Origin of the sequence: Streptomyces racemochromogenes (assembly GCF_039535215.1) — a bacterium.
GTDB lineage: Bacteria > Actinomycetota > Actinomycetes > Streptomycetales > Streptomycetaceae > Streptomyces > Streptomyces racemochromogenes.
In genome coordinates this window covers 1,629,949-1,649,839 of the sequence record NZ_BAAAWT010000001.1, presented here as the reverse complement: position 1 = coordinate 1,649,839, position 19,891 = coordinate 1,629,949, and the positions used below count along the sequence as shown (strand labels likewise).

The 19,891-nt window shown below is 74.1% G+C and carries 14 protein-coding genes; 11 read left to right on the top strand and 3 right to left on the bottom strand.

The genetic code is table 11. The features are described from left to right. Window positions 1-98 precede the first annotated feature (98 nt). The 3 genes from ABD973_RS07495 (at window position 99) to ABD973_RS07485 (ending at window position 2,243) form a co-directional block, all read left to right on the top strand. Window positions 99-704: a TetR/AcrR family transcriptional regulator gene (locus ABD973_RS07495; protein ID WP_345499372.1), complete on the top strand. Its 606-nt coding sequence runs from the start codon at window positions 99-101 to the stop codon at window positions 702-704. Between the two features lie 103 nt (window positions 705-807). Further along, on the top strand, window positions 808-1,518 hold the full coding sequence (locus ABD973_RS07490; protein ID WP_125603348.1) for a ribonuclease HII: 711 nt from the start codon (window positions 808-810) through the stop codon (window positions 1,516-1,518). A 59-nt stretch (window positions 1,519-1,577) separates the two neighbouring features. Beyond that, on the top strand, window positions 1,578-2,243 hold the full coding sequence (locus ABD973_RS07485; protein ID WP_125603349.1) for a hypothetical protein: 666 nt from the start codon (window positions 1,578-1,580) through the stop codon (window positions 2,241-2,243). A gap of 212 nt (window positions 2,244-2,455) precedes the next feature. On the opposite strand, the gene ABD973_RS07480 is transcribed toward ABD973_RS07485, so the two are convergent. Then, on the bottom strand, window positions 2,456-3,085 hold the full coding sequence (locus tag ABD973_RS07480; RefSeq protein WP_125822788.1) for a hypothetical protein: 630 nt from the start codon (window positions 3,083-3,085) through the stop codon (window positions 2,456-2,458). A 214-nt stretch (window positions 3,086-3,299) separates the two neighbouring features. Further along, on the bottom strand, window positions 3,300-5,459 hold the full coding sequence (locus ABD973_RS07475) for a RecQ family ATP-dependent DNA helicase (RefSeq protein WP_345499367.1): 2,160 nt from the start codon (window positions 5,457-5,459) through the stop codon (window positions 3,300-3,302). Window positions 5,460-5,583: 124 nt separating this feature from the next. Between ABD973_RS07475 and ABD973_RS07470 the strand changes: the two genes are divergently transcribed. The 7 genes from ABD973_RS07470 to ABD973_RS07440 all read left to right on the top strand — a co-directional run bounded on the left by ABD973_RS07470 (window position 5,584) and on the right by ABD973_RS07440 (window position 16,772). Further along, complete coding sequence (locus ABD973_RS07470) at window positions 5,584-6,846, top strand: DUF4192 domain-containing protein (RefSeq protein WP_125822790.1); 1,263 nt, start codon at window positions 5,584-5,586, stop codon at window positions 6,844-6,846. A gap of 770 nt (window positions 6,847-7,616) precedes the next feature. Beyond that, a complete protein-coding gene (locus tag ABD973_RS07465; protein ID WP_425586080.1) occupies window positions 7,617-9,539 on the top strand; it encodes a glycogen debranching N-terminal domain-containing protein in 1,923 nt (640 codons plus the stop codon). 117 nt (window positions 9,540-9,656) lie between these two features. Continuing rightward, a complete protein-coding gene (locus ABD973_RS07460; protein ID WP_125604859.1) occupies window positions 9,657-10,403 on the top strand; it encodes an NUDIX hydrolase in 747 nt (248 codons plus the stop codon). A 161-nt stretch (window positions 10,404-10,564) separates the two neighbouring features. Next, window positions 10,565-12,604: an ATP-binding cassette domain-containing protein gene (locus ABD973_RS07455; RefSeq protein ID WP_345499361.1), complete on the top strand. Its 2,040-nt coding sequence runs from the start codon at window positions 10,565-10,567 to the stop codon at window positions 12,602-12,604. A gap of 147 nt (window positions 12,605-12,751) precedes the next feature. Beyond that, the gene (locus tag ABD973_RS07450; RefSeq protein WP_277607515.1) at window positions 12,752-13,693 is read left to right on the top strand and encodes a FadR/GntR family transcriptional regulator; all 942 of its coding nucleotides are present in this window, start codon (window positions 12,752-12,754) and stop codon (window positions 13,691-13,693) included. Between the two features lie 396 nt (window positions 13,694-14,089). Next, the gene (locus tag ABD973_RS07445) at window positions 14,090-15,667 is read left to right on the top strand and encodes an RNA polymerase sigma factor (RefSeq protein WP_345499358.1); all 1,578 of its coding nucleotides are present in this window, start codon (window positions 14,090-14,092) and stop codon (window positions 15,665-15,667) included. 250 nt (window positions 15,668-15,917) lie between these two features. Next, window positions 15,918-16,772 carry a serine protease gene (locus ABD973_RS07440; protein WP_345499356.1) on the top strand — a complete coding sequence of 285 codons (855 nt, stop codon included), beginning with the start codon at window positions 15,918-15,920 and terminating at the stop codon, window positions 16,770-16,772. A gap of 213 nt (window positions 16,773-16,985) precedes the next feature. Here the strand turns inward: ABD973_RS07440 and ABD973_RS07435 are convergent, their stop codons facing one another. Beyond that, window positions 16,986-17,219, bottom strand: coding sequence for a DUF7455 domain-containing protein (locus tag ABD973_RS07435; RefSeq protein WP_125601645.1), 234 nt, complete (start codon window positions 17,217-17,219; stop codon window positions 16,986-16,988). Between the two features lie 445 nt (window positions 17,220-17,664). Here ABD973_RS07435 and ABD973_RS07430 point away from each other — a divergent pair, with 445 nt between their 5' ends. Further along, window positions 17,665-19,785 (top strand): DNA gyrase/topoisomerase IV subunit B, encoded by a 2,121-nt coding sequence (locus ABD973_RS07430; RefSeq protein ID WP_125601642.1) that lies wholly within the window; start codon window positions 17,665-17,667, stop codon window positions 19,783-19,785. Window positions 19,786-19,891: the final 106 nt, after the last annotated feature.

The following is a 19,891-nucleotide window of genomic DNA, read 5'->3' as shown; positions in this document are numbered from 1 at the left end:
TGCGGGTCCACGGTAGGAGCCCGAATGTAGGGAACGCAAGCGTTCACTAAGGCGGAAAATGTGCGCGGGAATCGCGCGGGCCGGTCGGAGGTACGGGCATGGCGGGTTCGGGCTGGTCGGCGGGGGCGGCGCCGGTGCGCAGGCGGGGGCCGGCGCTCGAACGGGCGATCCTGGACTCCGCCCTGGAGCAGCTGAGCACCGTCGGCTGGAACGCCCTCACCATGGAGGCGGTGGCGGCCGGGGCGCGCACCGGCAAGGCGGCCGTCTACCGGCGCTGGCCCACCAAGACCGATCTGGTGGCGGAGGTGCTGCGCGCGGGGCTGCCCGCGCTGGGGGAGATCGCCGACCACGGGTCGGTGCGCGAGGACCTGTACGTGCTGTGCGTGCGGATGCGTGACGTCATGCGCTCCCAGGCCGGGGTGGCCCTGCGGGCGGTCCTTCACGAATGCGACCACGCTCATGCCGATCTGTTCCGTGAAGTGATCTGGAAGGGCCTGCACGAGCCGGCCCATGAGGTGATACACGAGCTCCTCCAGCGCGGAATCGAGCGGCAGGACGTCCGGGCCGATGCCACGAGTCCCCTGCTCACCGATGTGATTCCGGCGATGCTCATGTACCGCGCGAAGGTATGCGGAAGCGAATGGCCGGACGTCGAGATCGCGGAGATGATCGACGGCGTGATGGTTCCGATGCTCCGGGCGTGAACCCCCGGGAAGCCCGGCCGGCGGCTCGCCGAGGCCCCCCGGCGGCGCTTGCCCCGGGCCGGGGTGTGCAGGCGGCCCGGGGCGGCGTAACCTTGCTGGCGCCATGCCGTACGAAGCACCCACCCACACCGTCGAGCGCTCCCTCCGTGCAACCACCGGCGCCAAGGTCATCGCCGGGGTCGACGAGGTCGGACGAGGGGCCTGGGCCGGTCCCGTCACCGTCTGCGCGGCGATCACCGGCCTGCGCCGGCCGCCCGAGGGGCTCACCGACTCCAAACTGCTCACCCCGAAGCGGCGCGACGCGCTGCTGGGGGTTCTGGAGGACTGGGTCACCGCGCACGCCCTGGGGCACGCCTCCCCGGAGGAGATCGACGAACTCGGGATGACGGCCGCCCTGCGGCTCGCGGCGGTGCGCGCGCTGGAGTCGCTCCCGGTGCGGCCCGACGCGGTGATCCTCGACGGCAAGCACGACTACCTCGGCCCGGCCTGGCGGGTCCGCACCGTCATCAAGGGCGACCAGTCCTGCGTCGCCGTGGCCGCGGCCTCGGTGATCGCCAAGGTCCGGCGCGACCGGATGATGGCCGCACTCGGCGAACCGGGCGACGGCATCGAGGACTTCGCCTTCGCCGCGAACGCGGGCTACCCCTCGCCGGTCCACCGGGCCGCACTGGAAGTACGCGGGCCCACCGCGTACCACCGGCTCTCGTGGTCCTACCTCGACGCGCTGCCCCAGTGGCGGCACTTGAAGAAGGTGCGCCGCAGCGAGGAGGCCCAGGAGCTGGAAAACGGAGGCCAACTCGGCTTCGATTTCTGATCGCATCCACGTGCCACCGACCGGTACGTTTCGTACCGGTGTTTGATAGATATCAACTCATGCCTCTCACCCCCGCCATCGAGGAGCCTCAGATTCACGAGAGTGCCCAGGGTCCCCGCGTCACGCCGGCCGCGAGCCGCACCGCGCAGACCCCCCGCCCCGTACCTGGTCCGCGTCCCGTAGCCGTTCCGCGGCCCGGGCGCCCCGGTCCCACTCCCGCCGCGGCGAGCCCCGCGGGTGTAGCCCCCCGGCCCGCTCCGCCCGCGCCGCGCGCGGCCGAGTCCACTCCCGGACCCGTTCCCGTAGCCTCCGCCGCGCCGTCCGTCTCGGCGGCGGTCCCGCAGGTCCAGCTGATCCCGGCCTCTGCCGAGGGTGCGCTGGACGCGGCCGAGGAGGCCGTGGACCTGCTGCTCGACACCGGGCGCGCGCCCGGTGAGATCCTGGTGATCACCACCGGCGACCCGCACCCGTGGGCCGCTCACGAACTGTCCTTCGGCGAGGCCTCGTACTGGGCCCAGCACGACGCCGGGGACGACGTCTTCTACGCGGACGCGGCGCACGTGCAGCGCGCCTCCGGCCGCCCCGTCGTGGTCTTCGCCGCCAATGGCGGACCGGCCTCGGCGACCTCCACCGCCCTGCCGGTGGCGCTCACCCGCGCGGCTGCGCTGCTGATCGTGTGCGGCGACGTCAAGCAGATCAACTCCGTGCTGGGTGCGGGCGTCTGACGCCCCGTATCCCGCACGGGCGAGGGGCGGGGCGGCCCACGGGCCGGCCCCGCTGAAGTCCGGAGCCCGACCAGCCGTACCCCCTTCGCGGGAGTACGGCCGTGAGGGCTGCCCCCGCTCGTACGGCGCGGGGCCTCCGACGGCGTACCGGTGTCCTACGGGTTGCCGTCGGCGTCCGGCCCCCGGACCGGGCCCGTCCGGTCGTGGGTTCCTCAGCGCGCGGCGGTCCGGCGCAGGGGCTCCGACGCACCTCCCACGGTGCTCAGCGTCAACGGCGTGAGCTCGGGGGTCAGCGAACCGAGCGGCTCGGGCAGGGAGTCCGAACCGGGCCGACGCCCGCCCCGGCCCTCACCCACCACCTGCCAGCCGCCGCGGGTCAGCGTGATGTACGCGCCGCAGCGCAGCCCGTGCAGGGTGCAGGCGTCGCGCAGCCCCCACATCCAGGCGCCGTCCTCCTCGGTCCAGCGCTCGTCGCCGTCACGGCAGTACATCAGCACCGCCGTCCGCACCGGGGTCCTGCGCCGCAGGTCGTGCGGGATGACCCGGCGCAGCCGCGACAGCAGCGCGTTGCGGTACTCCCAGCCGTCCGCCGAAGCGGACTTCTGCACGAACGAGGCGCTCGCGACGAGCTGTTCCTCGGGGCCGAGCACGGCTATGACGGCGGTGGACGGCGTCGGGGCGTGCCGGGAGTGCAGCCCGCTGACCACCTCGCGCGGATTGCGGAGCAGGGGGACCCCCGCCGCCGTCCACTCGGAGGGTTCGAGCAGTCTGCCGTGCCGGCTGGCGCCACCGGCCGCCGCTGCCAGTGACGTGGTCGAGGACGGGGCGAATCCGAAGGTCACGGTCCTCCCTTCGGGTACACGCCCGCGTACGGGCACGGCTGAGGTGTGGGCGCGCCGCAGCGCGGCCCAGGAGGGTGCCGACGAGCCGAGCGGGAGCACTCCAATTCTCGCGTGGCCCGCGAGGATGGGGCAATGAGCATTTGCGGCCGCGGACCGGAATTCGCCGGTATGCCGCTCATATCCTTGCCCCCCACGCCGAAGATGACGCCTTCCGCTATGCCTGGAGCGCCAGCACCAGCGGAAACACCCCCTCGGCCCCCGCCCTGCGCAGCAGCCTGGAGGCCACCGCGAGGGTCCATCCGCTCTCCGCGCGATCATCGACGAGGAACACCGGACCCCGGACCTCGGAAAGGCTCGCCGCCAGGGCTGGCGGCACGGTCAACGCCTGGTGGAGCCCGCGGACCCGCTGGGCACTGTTCGAGGACGGCAGCCCGAACTGCGGCGCCTGATCCGTGTATTCCAGCGCCCCCAGCAGCGGGATCCGCCCCACCTCGGCGATGCGCGCCGCCAGGGAGCCGACCAGCTGCGGGCGGCTGCGCGAAGGCAGCGCGACCACGCCCACCGGCCGGGCCGGAGCATCAGCGGCCCCCGAGGCCCAACCGCCGGGACCCCGGGCCCAGTCGGCGAGCACGGCCACCACGGCCTGCGCGACATCGTCCGGAACGGGCTGGTCGGCCGCCTGCGGGGCCAGCATGGGGCGCAGCCGGTTGCCCCAGCCGATGTCGGACAGCCGGCCCAGGGCGCGCCCGGTCGACGACTGCTCCCCGGCCGGGATCCGCCCCTTGAGGTCCACGCCCACCGCCACGAGCCCGGTCGGCCACATCCGGCGCGGTTCCAGTTCCACTCCCGGGCGGCCCAGTTCGCCCCGCGCGGTGTCCAACGCCGCGCCCGATACGTCAGCCGTGAAGCGGGCCCCGGCGCAGTTGTCACAGCGGCCGCAGGGCGCGGCCTCCTCGTCGTCGAGCTGGCGGCGCAGGAACTCCATCCGGCAGGCGGTCGTGGCCGCGTAGTCCCGCATCGCCTGCTGCTCGGCGGCCCGCTGCCGGGCGACCCAGGCGTACCGCTCCGAGTCGTACACCCAGGGCTCGCCCGTGGACGTCCAGCCGCCCTTGACCCGGTGGACGGCCCCGTCCACGTCGAGCACCTTCAGCATGGTCTCCAGCCGGGTCCGGCGCAGGTCCACCAGCGGCTCCAGCGCGGGCAGCGAGAGCGGCCGCCCCGCCTGGGCCAGCGCGTCCAGGGTGCGCCGCACCTGCTCCTCCGGCGGGAACGCCACCGAGGCGAAGTACTGCCAGATCGCCTCGTCCTCACGGCCCGGCAGCAGCAGCACCTCGGCGTGCTCCACACCACGGCCGGCGCGCCCGACCTGCTGGTAGTAGGCGATGGGGGAGGACGGCGAACCCAGGTGCACCACGAAGCCCAGGTCGGGCTTGTCGAAGCCCATCCCCAGGGCGGAGGTCGCCACCAGGGCCTTGACCCGGTTCGCCTGGAGGTCGCTCTCCGCCTGCTCGCGGTCGGCGTTCTCCGTCCGGCCGGTGTACGAGGACACCGTGTGCCCGCGGTGGCGCAGGTACGCGGTGACCTCCTCGGCGGCGGCCACCGTCAGGGTGTAGATGATCCCGGAGCCGGGCAGCTCGGTGAGGTGATCGGCCAGCCAGGCCAGCCGGTGCGCGGCGTCGGGCAGGGCCAGCACCGCCAGGCTCAGGCTCTCGCGGTCCAGCGGGCCGCGCAGCACCAGCGCGTCCGTGCCGGCCCCCGTACCCAGCTGCTCCGCCACGTCGGCCGTCACCCGGGCGTTGGCGGTCGCCGTCGTCGCCAGCACGGGCACGCCCGGCGGCAGATCGGCGAGCATCGTGCGCAGCCGGCGGTAGTCGGGGCGGAAGTCGTGCCCCCAGTCGGAGATGCAGTGCGCCTCGTCGACCACGAGCAGCCCCGTCGCGGCCGCCAGCTTGGGCAGCACCTGGTCGCGGAAGTCCGGATTGTTGAGCCGCTCCGGGCTGACCAGCAGGACGTCGACCTCCCCCGCCGCCACCTCGGCCTGGATGCCCTCCCACTCCTCGGGGTTGGCGGAGTTGATCGTCCGCGCGTGGATGCCCGCCCGCGCGGCGGCCTCCACCTGATTGCGCATCAACGCCAGCAGCGGGGAGACGATCACGGTGGGGCCGGCGCCGCCCGCCCGCAGCAGCGACGTGGCCACGAAGTAGACCGCCGACTTGCCCCAGCCGGTGCGCTGGACGACGAGGGCCCGCCGCTTGTGCGCGACCAGGGCCTCGATCGCCCGCCACTGGTCCTCGCGCAGCCGCGCGGTGCCCGTGGGGTCGCCCACGAGACGGGCGAGTACGGAATCGGCCGAGGGCCTCAGGTCTGCGTTCATGCCCCCATGCAACCCGATGGCTCTGACATCGCGCCAATGCGGCTCCGGACCTGTGGAAATTGAAGATCGAACGAGTTATCCACAGGGCTTTCCGGATCGGAGCGGGCGCGGGACCGTCGGACGCATGACGACGAACCACGAACCGACCAGCCCGTCCGGACGGCCCTCCATCAGCCCGTCCGGAGTCCCCACCGAACCCCAGATCACCCTGCGCAGCCCGGCGGAACTGGCCGACGCGCTGCCCTACATGCTCGGCTTCCATCCCACCGACTCCCTCGTCATGGTCGCCGTACACGGCGAGAACGGACGCTTCGGCGGCCGCCTGCGCGTGGGCATCCCGCTCGCCCCCGCCGAATGGGAGGACACGGCCCGGCAGGTCGCCGAATGCCTCATCCGCGGAAGCGAACGGCGCGCCGGCAAGCCCGACGGCATCGTGGTCTTCCTCTGCCAGGACCCCCGGCGCGGCGAGAGCGGGCAGCGGGTCATGACCCGGCTGCGGCCGCTCGCCCAGCGGATCCGGATCGCCTGCGGAGCCCTCGACGTGCCCGTCCTGGAGGCGCTGTGCCTCTCCGCGGGCCGCTACTGGTCCTACACCTGCGCCGACGACGGCTGCTGCCCGGCCGAGGGCAACCCGCTGGCACCGCCGGGCACCTCGGTGATGGCCGCCGCGGCCACCTTCGCGGGGCTCCAGGTGCGCGGCTCCCTCAAGGAGATCGAGGGCCGGCTGACCCCGCTCGGCGGGGCCTGGGCCACCGAGCAGGAAGAAGCCCTGGAACGGGCCGCCACGGCCCTGGTGCCGAAGATCCTCGACGGGGCGACCCGGGAGGAGATTGGCGCGCAGACCCTCGACCTGGCGCGGACCCTGATGAGGCGCCTGACCCTCGCGCCGCCCGCCGAGGGCGGGCCCGGCGCCGACGACTGGGACGACGCGCTGCTCGGCCACGACGAGGCCGCCGCCGTGATCCTCGGACTCCAGGACCGGGAGATCCGCGACATCGCCGCCGAATGGATGGAGGACGAGGAAGCCGCGCCCGCCCTGCGGCTGTGGCGGGCCCTGGCCAGGCGCTGCGTCGGCGCCTACGGGGAACACGCCGCGGCCCCGCTCACCCTGGCCGGCTGGGTCTCCTGGTCCACCGGGGACGAGCCGACCGCCCGGATCGCGTTCGGGCTGGCGCTGCGGGCCGACGCCGAGTACCGGTTCGCCCAGCTCCTCCACCACGCCTGCAACGAGGGCATCGACCCCGAAGGGCTGCGGGAGTGCCTGAGGGAGGAGCGCAGGCGCCGGGAACCGGGCCGCAAGCGGCCCGCCGGAGCCACCCGGCCGCCCGGCCGCCGCACCGCACAGCGCCGCCGCCCCTCCCGCCGCACCGAGGGGAGCGGTCAGTGAGCCCCCGACGAGGCCTCGCGGGGACCCGGTGGAGGCCGGGGGGCCGGGCTCCGCGGGGCTCTACGGGGGCCCCGTGCTGGCCGGGGGGCCGGGCTCCGTGGGGTGCGACAAAGGCCCTGTGCCGGCCGGGGGGTCGGGCCACACGCCGAAGCCGGGCCGCCCGGTGCGGGCAGCCGCCACCGGGGGCCGTGACCCGGGCGGGGGTGGGGGCGTTCAGCTGGGGGGTGGTGGGGGCCCGGCCGCGCCGCCGCCCCGCAGAACCGGCCGGAGCGCAGACAAGGCGGCACATGGCTCCCCCCGCACCCCGAAGCGGCCCCTCCGGGCCCCCTGCCACCCCGACGCCCCGCGGGGCGGAATCCCCACCCGGCGGTGGTCCGGCTGAGCTCCCGCCCGAGCGGCAGGCGGGGGCGGTCGGGCCGGGCAGGCCGGACCGACCGGGCGGCCCGCTGCCGGGGGCCGGCGGGCCGGCGGGGGCTGCCACGGCCTCGGGGGCTGCCGGGGGCCGGCGGGCCGGGGGGCCGTGGGGGCGGGAGGCCGCTGGTGGTGCTGGTGTGGATCCTGGCGGGGCGGGGTGGGGTGCCGTCGCGGGGCTGCCGCCTGGTGCTGGGCTGGCGCCTGGTGTCGGTGCCGCCGGTGGGGGTGCTGGGCTGCCGTCTGGTGCCGGGGCCGCTGGTGGTGGTGCCGGGCTGCCGCCCGGGGCCGGGGGCCGGGTGGGCGGTGGGGTGGCCGGGCAGACGGGTGCCGCGGGGCGGCGGGGCGAGTTGCCGCCGGTGCACGGGGCGCTCATCTGCGTCGCCGCGCCCTGCCTGGCCATCTCACCCGAGCACGGCCAGCTGACGGGGCGGGGCATCGACGGGATCTACCGCTCAGGGCGAAGGCTGCTCTCCCGCTGCGTGCTGCGCGTCGCCGGACGGGACCCCGTCGCCCTCCAGGGCCGCAGCATCGGAGCGGACCGCGCCGCCTTCACCGCCACCGTCCGCACCGGCGTCGAGCCCGGACCGGACCCCGACATCGGCGTCGAACGCATCCGCCACGCCGACGGCACCGAGCGCATCACCGTGCGCAGCTACGCCGCCCGCCCGCTGCGCCTGCCCGTGGAGGTCTCCCTCGGCACCGACCTGGCCGACCTGGCCGCCGTCGCCGCCGGCCGCGCCGGGCCGGAGCTCGCCGCCGGGGTGCACGCGGCGGGCCTGCGCTGGAGCACCGGGGACGCCCTGGCCGTCACCACCGCCGAACCGGCCCCCGACGACGCCCTCGCCTCGGCCGGGCTGCTGCGGTGGGAGCTCGAACTCGGCCCCGGGGAGTCCCGCACCATCGAGCTGCGCACCACCCGGGACCGCGCCGCGCGGGCCCCCGCCGGGCAGGTGGCGAACCCCCTGGCCGCAGCCCGCGCCGAGGGGGACGACCCGAGGGCCGACGCGTGGTTCCGCACCAGCGTCGAAGACCTCCGGGCCCTGCTCCTGCGGGACCCCGCCGAACCCGGCGACGCCTTCGCGGCGGCAGGAGTGCCGTGGCGGCTCGGGCCCGCCCCGGCGGAGTCGCTGTGGGCCGCGCGGATGGCACTGCCGCTCGGCACCGGGCTCGCCGCTGCCACGCTGCGGATCCTGGCCCGCGCGCAGACCGGGGGCCGGGGCCCGGACGCGGGGAAGATCCCGGGTCCGTTGCGGGCCGCCGGGCCGCAGCTGCCGCCCGGGTGCACCGGGACCGAAGCCACCCTCGGCTTCCCGGCAGTGCTCGCCGAGGCCCGGCGGTGGGGCCTGCCCGAGGAGGACGTGGCCCGGCTGCTGCCCGTCGCGGAGCGCTGCCTGGACTGGCTGCGCGGGGCGCTGGGGGAGGACGGCTTCCTGGCCGACCCGGATCCGGGGCCCCGGCGTTGCGAGACCCAGGCCCACGCCCACCGGGCCGCGCTGCTCGGCGCCGACCTGCTGGACGGGTGCGGGCGCGGCGGAGCGGGGGAGTGGCGGGAATGGGCGGCCGCCCTGCGGGAGAGGTTCCGGGCCCGGTTCTGGATCGACGGCCCGGACGGCGGCCGCCCGGCCGCCGCCCTGCACCCCGACGGCCGGCCGCTGCCGCGGCTCACCGGAGCGGCCGCGCACCTGCTGGACACCGGCCTGGTCGGCGGGGGCCGGATGGCGCCCGGGCTGCTCGACTCCGTCCGTACCGAACAGCTCGCCCGGCTGCTCGGAGCCCCCGCCATGGATTCGGGGTGGGGGCTGCGGAGCATGGCCGCCCGGGAGCCCGGGCACAACCCGTTCGGCCACCGGTCGGGAGCGGTCCGGGCCCACGAGAGCGCGGTCGCGGTGGCCGGGCTGGCCCAGGCGGGCTTCGAGAAGGAGGCTGCCGGTCTGCTGCGGGGCCTGCTCGACGCGGCGGAGGCCTTCGGGTACCGGCTGCCGGAGATGCACGCCTGCGAGCAGCGCACCGCGGGCAGCGCGCCCCTGCCGCACCCGGCGGCCTGCCGGCCCGCCGCGGTGGCCGCGGCCGCCGGGATCCACGCGCTCACCGCCCTCGCCGGCATCCGCCCGGACGCCCCGGCCGGCACGGTCGCCGTGGCCCCCAGGGCGGGCGCCCCCCTCGGCGCCCTGCGCCTGTCCGGGCTGCGGGTGGCGGGGGAGCCCTTCACCGTCAGGATCAGCCGCCTCGGCGTCGGCATGGTGGAGGAGGCGGCCGATGGGCTTCAACTGGGAGGGTGAGGAGAGGCCCGCACGATGGCCCCTGGTACTCGCGAGGATCGTGACTGGGGTCCAGATCACCGTCCTCGGGATCACGAAACGACTGTTTATCGTCAGGCAGACGACTATGATCGCGGCATGTCGCCCTACGACCCGTCGGCCTTTCCGCCCTTCGCCGTCACCGTCGACCTGGTCGTGCTCACCGTGCGGCGCCACGCGCTCTGCGCGCTGGTCGTCCGACGGGGTGAGCAGCCGTTCCAGGGGCGCTGGGCGCTGCCCGGCGGTTTCGTGCGCGGGGACGAGGACCTGGCCGGTGCCGCCGCCAGGGAACTCGCCGAGGAGACCGGCCTGTGCGCGCACGACCCCGCCGCGCCGGGTGTGGACAACGGAGCGCACCTCGAACAGCTCGCCACCTACGGGGACCCGAAGCGCGATCCCCGGATGCGGGTGGTCAGCGTGGCGCACCTGGTCCTCGCCCCGGACCTGCCCGCGCCGCGGGCCGGAGGCGATGCCAACGGTGCCCGCTGGGCCCCCGTCGACGAACTCCTCGAAGGTCCCGACCAGGCCTCCGCCGGGCTCGCCTTCGACCATGCGACGATCCTCGCCGACGGTGTGGAGCGGGCCCGCTCGAAGATCGAGTACTCCTCGCTGGCCACCGCCTTCTGCCCGCCCGAGTTCACCGTCGGTGAGCTGCGCCGGGTGTACGAGGCCGTGTGGGGCGTGGCGCTCGATCCGCGCAACTTCCACCGCAAGGTCACCGGGACCCCCGGGTTCCTGGTGCCCGCCGGGGGGACGACGACCCGTCAGGGCGGACGGCCCGCACAGCTGTTCAGGGCCGGCGGGGCGACCCTGCTCAACCCGCCGATGCTGCGCCCGGAGGTCTGAGCCGCCGGTGCCGGGGCGGCGGCCTCCGCCGTCCGGGGGGTGGCCTGCGGCCATGTCGGTACGGACTCGGGCCGGTTGCGTACAAAATCGGACATATCGCGTTATCTTGCATGCGGTACTCACGCTGCCGCAAAGCGGTCTCACACCCCGCGAGAGAAGCGATGCTCCAGGCCATCGGACTCACCAGCACACCCCGTCGAAATCTCCCGCCCCTCGTGGACGACCTCACCTTCGAGGCCCGCCCCGGGTGCGTGACCGCCCTGCTCGGAGAGCCGGGTTCGGGCAAGACCACCGCACTGCGGCTCATGCTCGAACTCGAACCGGGCCGCGGCGTCACCTACTTCCGCGGCCGCCCGCTGCACCGCATCCCGCATCCCGGCCGCGAGGTCGGGGTCCTCCTCGGCGACGTCCCCGGGCACCCGTCGCGGACGGTCCGCAACCAGCTCCGGATGCTCTGCGCCGCCGTCGGCGTCCCCGCCTCCCGGGCCGACGCCGTGATGGAGGTCGTCGGCATCGGCGGCCTGCGCGACCAGCGGCTCGGCTCGCTCTCCGCCGGGATGGACCGCCGGGTCGGGCTCGCGGCGGCCATGCTCGCGGACCCCTGCACCCTGCTCCTCGACGAGCCCACGGCCGGCCTGGCCCCCCGGGAACGGGCCTGGCTGCACGGACTGCTGCGCGGCCACGCCTCCCTGGGCGGCGTCGTGCTCTTCACCACCGACGACGCGAAGGAAGCCGCCCGGAACGCCGACCGGGTCGTCTCCATCGCCGCGGGCCGGCTCGTCGCCGACCAGGACGCCGCCGACTTCGCGCGCACCCGGCTGCGGCCCAGGGTCGCCGTGCGCACCCCGCACGCCGCCCGGCTGGCCGACGTACTGGGCCGCGAGGCCCGGGCCGCCCACCGGGTGGTGGAGATCGTCGAGGAGAGCGGAAGCCGGCTCTCGGTGTACGGGAGCAACTGCGCGGAGGTCGGCGAGGCCGCGTTCCGCCACGGCGTACTGGTCCACCAGCTCGCGGACGAGACGGGTGACACCGGAGCCCCCGTCCCGCCCGTGCCGCAGGCCCGCACCAGGACCGGCTCGGGGGTCCGGGTGGAGGCCCGCGCCGAGGCCCGGGTGGAAGCCGCCGCGCAGGTCCGCACCGGCCCCGGCGCCATCATGGCCGGCGGTGACGGCGGCGTCCACGCGGAACCCCGGACCGGCACCGGTCCCGCCGACGGGGCCTTCCCCGGCCCCGCCACCACAGCCCCCGCCGCCGGGGGTCGCGGCGAGCCGGCCGGCGAGGCACCGGCCGCCCCGGCCCCGGCATCCGCGCCCGCCCCGTCCTCTCCCGTCCCGGCGCCCGCCGCCGAGGCCGCGGGGAGCACGCGGTCCCTCGCGCGGCGGGCCCGGCACGCCCGGCCCGGGCGCACCGCCCCGGCGGTGCGCCGCGTGGGCGGCCCGCTGCGGCCGCTGCGCTACGAGCTGCGCCGCGTCTTCGGCACGGCCACCCCCTTCCTCACCGCCGCCCTCGTCGTCGCCGTCTCCGCCGCCACCGCCCTGGTGCTCGCCCGGGCCGGCCACACCCCGCGGAACCGGATCCTCGCCGCGTGGCCCGAGCCGTTCCCGCTGCCCCCGGCCGCGCTCGGCGCCGGGCTGCTGGGGGCCCTGGCCTTCGGCGAGGAGTACCGCTACCCCGCCCTCGCCGCCGACCGGGGCACCGTGCCGCGCCGGCTGGGGCTGCTCACCGCCAAGCTCGGGGTGTGCGCGGCCCTCGCCCTCGTACTCGGGGCCCTCGCGGTCGCCGCCGACGCCGCCGCGCTGCGCCTCGTCTTCGGGACCGCCCCGCTGCGGGCCCCGGCCGAGTGGATCGCCCCGGCCGCCAGTTGGGCCGGGCTGCTGGTCGGCTGCGCCTGGGCCGGGGTGCTCGCCTCCGGGGTGTTCCGGTCCTCCCTCGCCGGCCTGGGCGCCGTGCTCGCCGTACCGGTGGCGGTCGTACCCCTGGTGCGCAAGGCCCTGGAGGGGCAGTCCGCGTACCCCGCGAGCGGGGTGGCCTCCCGGCTGCGCGCCCTGGCCTCCGCCCCCTGGCCGCCGGAAGGCGACCGCTACGTGATGGGGGCCCTTCGGGTGATGGCCCAACCCGTGGGCACCGCACTGGTGTTGTCGTTGATGGTCCTGTTGTGCGCCTATGGGTTCACAGGACTGCGTGCCAGAGTCCGTTGGTGATCGTTCCGTTGCGGGAGGCGACTGCGGGGAGACCGTAGAAGTCCGCTTCGCGCGGAATCAGGCGAAGCGGACCGCAACTTCCCGCAAAACGCCCGGTTCCTTACGATAAGGCGTCAATTGCGTAGGTGGCACCGATCACCCTTTCGTGTGCTTTTCACCAAAGACCTCAAGGGTCATGGAGGCACGGCCGACAAAGGATTCGTGAGTACCCTTGCGCACACCATGATGACCGCCGCCCGCCATGCCGACACCGGCCTCGCCGGCCCGGGCGAACTCGACCGCTACCCCTACGCGGAGGCCACCGGCTCCGACCGGGTCGGACCACCCCACTGGGACGGCGCCGACGTCGAGTTGAGCCGCGTCGGACGCCGGGCGGCCGGCAGCCGCGGCCGCGGACTGCACGGCCAACTCGTCCAGCAGCTCGGCCAGATGATCGTCTCCGGCGACCTCGGCGCGGACCGGCCGCTGGTCCCCGAGGAGATCGGCCAGCGCTTCGAGGTCTCCCGCACCGTCGTCCGCGAGTCGCTGCGGGTCCTGGAGGCCAAGGGCCTCGTCAGCGCCCGCCCCAACGTGGGCACCCGGGTCCGCCCGGTCGCCGACTGGAACCTCCTCGACCCCGACATCATCGAGTGGCGCGCCTTCGGCCCCCAGCGCGACGACCAGCGCCGCGAGCTCAACGAGCTCCGCTGGACCATCGAGCCGCTGGCCGCCCGCCTCGCCGCCGGACACGGCCGCCCGGACGTCCAGCAGCGCCTCTCCGACATGGTCGAGATCATGGGCCACGCCATCGGCCAGGGTGACGCGATCACCTTCGCCCGCGCCGACAACGAATTCCACGCGCTCCTGATCCAGGTCGCGGGAAACCGCATGCTGGAGCACCTCTCGGGCATCGTGTCCGCCGCCCTCCAGGTCTCGGGGAGCCCCATCACCTCCTGCGACCGCCCCAGCGAGACCTGCGTGGCACACCACGCGCGGATGGCGGAGGCCCTGGCCTCCGGCGACGGGGCGGGTGCCGAGAGCGCCATGCGCCAGCTCCTGACGGTGCATCCGGAGGTCGAGCGCGTGGTCCCCGCCCCGCGCGAGCACTGACGCTCCGACGCACGGGGGCGTGGGAGCGCACCACCGGTCGCCGGGCCCTTTTCGGGCCCGGCGACAGCGGCATGCGGGAGCCGTGTGCGGGGCTCGGCAGGAGCGGCCCCCAGCGGGCGCGGACGACCGCGCGACCGGCATGCCCGCGCACACGGTGTGACGGAGGCCACGAAGGGCCGTATCGGGGACACGAAGATTGGGCGTAACGCTCCGCGACGTCACGCGATGACGTAAGAGGTGATGGCCGACGGAGGGAAGACAGCAGCCCTTGGGGGTGCTGTGCAGCTCCCCGGCCCCTGCCCGCGCCCCCGGCCCATCCCCAGTCGGTGGTCGTCGGCTCCGGTCCAGCACCAGGCCGGGGTCGGAAGCCGTTCCCATCGTTCCGAGAGGTTGTTCGTGTCGGCCAGCACATCCCGTACGCTCCCGCCGGAGATCGCCGATTCCGAGTCTGTGATGGCGCTCATCGAGCGGGGCAAGGCCGAGGGGCAGATCGCCGGCGATGACGTGCGTCGGGCCTTCGAGGCTGACCAGATTCCTGCGACCCAGTGGAAGAATGTCCTGCGCAGCCTCAACCAGATCCTCGAGGAAGAGGGTGTGACGCTGATGGTCAGTGCCGCGGAGTCGCCCAAGCGCACCCCACGCAAGAGCGTCGCAGCGAAGACTCCCGCGAAGCGGACGGCGACGAAGACCGTCGCGGCCAAGACGGCGGCCGCCCCGGCAGTGGCCGACACCGTGGCGGAGGCGGAGGCGGGGGCCGCGGACCCCGACACCGCCGACGCGCTCGCCGGGGAGCCCGCAGCCGAGCCCGCCGCGAAGAAGACGGCGGCGAAGAAGACGGCGGCCAAGAAGGCCGCACCCGCCAAGAAGACCGCCGCGAAGAAGACGGCGGCGAAGAAGACCGCCGCCAAGAAGGACGCCGCCGAGGGCGACGAAGAGGGCCTCGACGAGGGCCCCGACGCCGTGAAGGCGGAGGCCGAGGAGGAGGACGAGGGCGGCGAGAACAAGGGCTTCGTCATCTCCGACGACGAGGACGACGCCCCCGCCCAGCAGGTCGTCGTGGCCGGCGCCACCGCCGACCCCGTCAAGGACTACCTCAAGCAGATCGGCAAGGTCCCCCTCCTCAACGCCGAGCAGGAGGTCGAGCTCGCCAAGCGCATCGAGGCGGGCCTGTTCGCCGAGGACAAGCTGGCGAACTCCGACAAGCTGGCCCCCAAGCTCAAGCGCGAGCTGGAGATCATCGCCGAGGACGGCCGACGCGCCAAGAACCACCTCCTGGAGGCCAACCTCCGCCTCGTGGTCTCGCTGGCCAAGCGCTACACCGGCCGCGGCATGCTCTTCCTGGACCTGATCCAGGAGGGGAACCTGGGCCTGATCCGTGCGGTCGAGAAGTTCGACTACACCAAGGGCTACAAGTTCTCCACCTACGCGACCTGGTGGATCCGCCAGGCGATCACCCGCGCCATGGCGGACCAGGCCCGCACCATCCGCATCCCGGTGCACATGGTCGAAGTGATCAACAAGCTCGCCCGGGTGCAGCGCCAGATGCTCCAGGACCTGGGCCGCGAGCCCACCCCGGAGGAGCTGGCCAAGGAACTCGACATGACCCCCGAGAAGGTCATCGAGGTCCAGAAGTACGGCCGCGAGCCGATCTCCCTGCACACCCCGCTCGGCGAGGACGGCGACAGCGAGTTCGGCGACCTCATCGAGGACTCCGAGGCGGTCGTCCCGGCCGACGCCGTGAGCTTCACGCTCCTGCAGGAGCAGCTCCACTCCGTCCTCGACACCCTGAGCGAGCGCGAGGCGGGCGTGGTCTCGATGCGCTTCGGACTCACCGACGGGCAGCCCAAGACCCTGGACGAGATCGGCAAGGTCTACGGGGTGACCCGTGAGCGCATCCGCCAGATCGAGTCCAAGACCATGTCGAAGCTGCGCCACCCGTCGCGCTCGCAGGTCCTGCGCGACTACCTGGACTGATCCGGTCCGCAGCGGCCCGGCGGCGGCCCGGCCCGGCGGCGGCCCGGCCCGGCGGCGGCCCGGCCCGGCGGCGGGCCGCCTCCCGGCCGGGGCGGGCCCCGACCGGGCCTCGACCCCGCGCCGGGCGGTCCGCGACCTGCCTTCGACCGCCCCGGCCCGCCCCGGGGCCGGTCCCGGGGCAGCAGGTGCGCATGTCCTCATGGCATCCCACTCTGGGTGTAGTCGAGCACACTCAGAGTCAGGAGGCCTCATGCGTCGTCCCTTCGCCCGTGCCCTGGCGGGCGCTCTGACCCTGGTGGCGGGAGCGGCGGCGGCGCCGCTGGCCCAGGCCCCCAGGGCGGCCGCGGACAGCGTGGTCATAGGCGGGAGCCCGGTACGGGTCGCCGACAGTCCCTGGGTGGTGGCCCTCGCCAGCCGTGACCGGTTCGGAGGTATCCGTGACGGGCAGTTCTGCGGCGGTGTGATCGTCGCGCCGACGACCGTGGTGACGGCCGCCCACTGCCTGGGCCGCCAGGTGCTCGGGGGGCCGGTCGAATCCGTCGCCGACTTCCGCGTGATCACCGGGCGTACGGAGCTCCGCGCGCCCGAGGGCCGCGAGATCGCGGTGGTCGGGGCCCGGGTCAACCCGGCCTACGACCCCGGGACGAACGCCGGGGACCTCGCCGTGCTGGAGCTGGCCGAAGCGGTGCCCGCGGACCACGTGCTCCCCATGGCCGGGGCCGGCCACCCCGCCTACGGCGAGGGCACCGAGGCGGCCGTGTACGGGTGGGGCGACACCAGCGGCTTCGGCGACTACGCGTACGGGCTGCGGGCGGCGCGGGTCACCGTACTCGCCGACGAGGTCTGCCGGCGGGCGTACCCGGGGGACTCGGACGGGCAGTACCGGGAGGACTCCATGGTGTGCGCGGGAGACCGCGCCGGTGGCAAGGACGCCTGCCAGGGGGACAGCGGCGGCCCGCTGGTGGCCCAGGGGCGGCTCATCGGGCTGGTGTCCTGGGGGCGCGGCTGCGGGCGCGCCGACAGCCCGGGGGTGTACACCCGGATCGCACCGCTCGTCGGCTTCGTGAGCGGCCCGGAGAGGCACGCGCGGCCGAGCGGGGTCTAGGGCACCGCACGAGGTGCCCGGAGGGGCCCCAGGTGCCCCGCAAACCCCGGGAAGGGGCGCCGGGGCCGCCAGGGGCGGACTCGGCGGCAGGGCTCCGGCATCCCCGGGCGCCTGCGGACATGAGGACGGGCGGCGCCCCTGGGTCTCAGGGGTGCCGCCCGTCGACCGGCCTGGCCGGTCCTGGCTCGTCGGATGCGAGGTTCAGGCCTTGTGTCAGCGGTCCTCGTCGGCCGCAGCGGCGGCCGGAGCGGACGTAAGCCGCTCGGTCTCATCCTGTATTTCCGCGGCGATCTTCTTGAGTTCCGGCTCGAACTTACGCCCGTGGTGGGCGCAGAAGAGCAGTTCACCACCGCTCAGGAGGACGACGCGCAGATATGCCTGGGCGCCGCAACGGTCGCATCGGTCAGCGGCCGTCAGCGGGGTCGCGGGTGTCAGAACAGTAGTCACGTCGCCTCTTCTCTAGCTCGACGAGCTGTCGTACCAGGGTCAACATCCAACCAGGCCGAAAACGTTCCCGCTCGCGGCTTTTCCTCGAAACTTCCTTCCGAAGCTGGCCGGCTGCTGCCGGTTGGCGGCGAAGGAGCCGTATTGCGTTGCTTTACGGTTTCGCGTTGTCAGTCGTTCGCTGTAGCAGTTCTCGTCCTCCCGGCGTGAGTGCCGGTTGTTCATGAGGACGTGCCCGAACCCTAAATGGTTCATGCGTCGAAGGGAACGTGATGTTTGCTTCACCCCCACGGGGGATCGAACATCCGTGCGGATCTGCACTAGGCTGTGGAACCCACGAGGGTGGCGTTGCATCGGCTCTACCAGGCCTCGGTACCCTTCGACCGGCGACCCAGCCACCCCTGCGCCCGACCGGGCCAGAAAAGAAATTCAGCGAGGAGCGAACTGCGTGACCGCCGACACGTCCGTGCCTTCCAGCGCGCTGCTGTCCGGAGCAGACCGGGACGGTTCCAACTACACCGCGCGGCACCTGCTCGTCCTCGAAGGCCTCGAGGCCGTCCGCAAGCGCCCCGGCATGTATATCGGCTCCACCGACAGCCGAGGCCTGATGCACTGCCTCTGGGAGATCATCGACAATTCCGTCGACGAGGCCCTGGGCGGCTACTGCGACCACATCGAGGTGATCCTCCACGACGACGCCTCGGTCGAGGTCCGCGACAACGGCCGCGGCATCCCGGTCGACGTCGAGCCCAAGACCGGCCTGTCCGGCGTCGAGGTCGTCATGACCAAGCTGCACGCCGGCGGCAAGTTCGGCGGGGGCTCCTACGCGGCCTCCGGCGGCCTGCACGGCGTCGGCGCCTCCGTGGTCAACGCCCTCTCCGCCCGCCTGGACGTCGAGGTCGACCGGAACAGCTCCACCCACGCCATCAGCTTCCGCCGCGGCGTCCCGGGCGTCTTCACCGAGCAGGGCCCCGAGAGCCCCTTCGACCCGGCGAACGGCCTGCGCAAGGCCAAGCGGATCGCCAAGGGCAAGACGGGCACCCGGATCCGCTACTGGGCCGACCGCCAGATCTTCCTCAAGGACGCCCGGCTCTCCCTGGAGACCCTCTACCAGCGCGCCCGCCAGACCGCCTTCCTCGTCCCCGGCCTGACCATCGTCGTCCGCGACGAGCGCGGCATCGACGGCGCCGGCAAGACCGAGGAGACCTTCCGGTTCGACGGGGGCATCAGCGAGTTCTGCGAGTACCTGGCGCAGGACAAGGCCGTCTGCGACGTGCTGCGCCTGACCGGCACCGGCACCTTCAAGGAGACCGTCCCCGTCCTCGACGACCGCGGCCACATGACCCCCACCGAGGTCACCCGCGAGCTCGGCGTGGACATCGCCCTGCGCTGGGGCACGGGGTACGAGACCGGCGTCAAGTCCTTCGTGAACATCATCGCCACCCCCAAGGGCGGCACCCACGTCTCCGGATTCGAGCGCGCGGTCACCAAGACCGTGAACGAGGTGCTGCGCTCGGCGAAGCTGCTGCGCGTCGCCGAGGACGACGTGGTCAAGGACGACGCGATGGAGGGCATGACCGCGGTCGTGACCGTCCGCCTCGCCGAGCCGCAGTTCGAGGGCCAGACCAAGGAGGTGCTCGGCACCTCCGCGGCGACCAGGATCGTGGCCGCCGTCGTCGCCAAGGAGCTCAAGGCCTTCCTGACCTCCACCAAGCGCGACGACAAGCAGCAGGCCCGCGCCGTGATGGAGAAGATCGTCGCGGCCGCCCGGACCCGGATCGCGGCCCGCCAGCACAAGGAGGCGCAGCGCCGCAAGACCGCGCTGGAGTCCTCCTCGCTGCCGGCCAAGCTGGCCGACTGCCGCAGCGACGACGTGGACCGCAGCGAGCTCTTCATCGTCGAGGGCGACTCCGCCCTCGGTACGGCCAAGCTCGCGCGGAACTCCGAGTTCCAGGCGCTGCTGCCGATCCGGGGCAAGATCCTCAACGTCCAGAAGTCCTCGGTCTCGGACATGCTCAAGAACGCCGAGTGCGGCGCGATCATCCAGGTCATAGGAGCCGGCTCCGGCCGCACCTTCGACATCGACGCCGCCCGCTACGGGAAGATCGTGCTCCTCGTCGACGCCGACGTCGACGGCGCGCACATCCGCTGCCTGCTGCTCACGCTCTTCCAGCGGTACATGCGCCCGATGGTCGAGGCGGGCCGGGTCTTCGCGGCCGTGCCGCCGCTGCACCGGATCGAGCTGGTCCAGCCCAAGAAGGGCCAGGACAAGTACGTCTACACGTATTCGGACAACGAGCTGCGCCAGACCCTGCTGGAGTACCAGCGCAAGAACATCCGGTACAAGGACGCCATCCAGCGCTACAAGGGCCTCGGCGAGATGGACGCGGACCAGCTGGCGGAGACCACCATGGACCCCCGCCACCGCACCCTGCGGCGGATCAACATCGGCGACCTCGACTCCGCCGAGCAGGTCTTCGACCTGCTCATGGGCAACGAGGTGGCCCCGCGCAAGGAGTTCATCACCGGCTCCGCGGCGACCCTCGACCGCTCGCGCATCGACGCCTGACCCCTGCGCGGTACCGGCCGGCCACGGCCGGTACCGCGGATGCGGAAACGGCGTTCCGGCACACCGGTGCCGCTCCTTCCATCACCTGAAGGGGTGAAGAGCACCG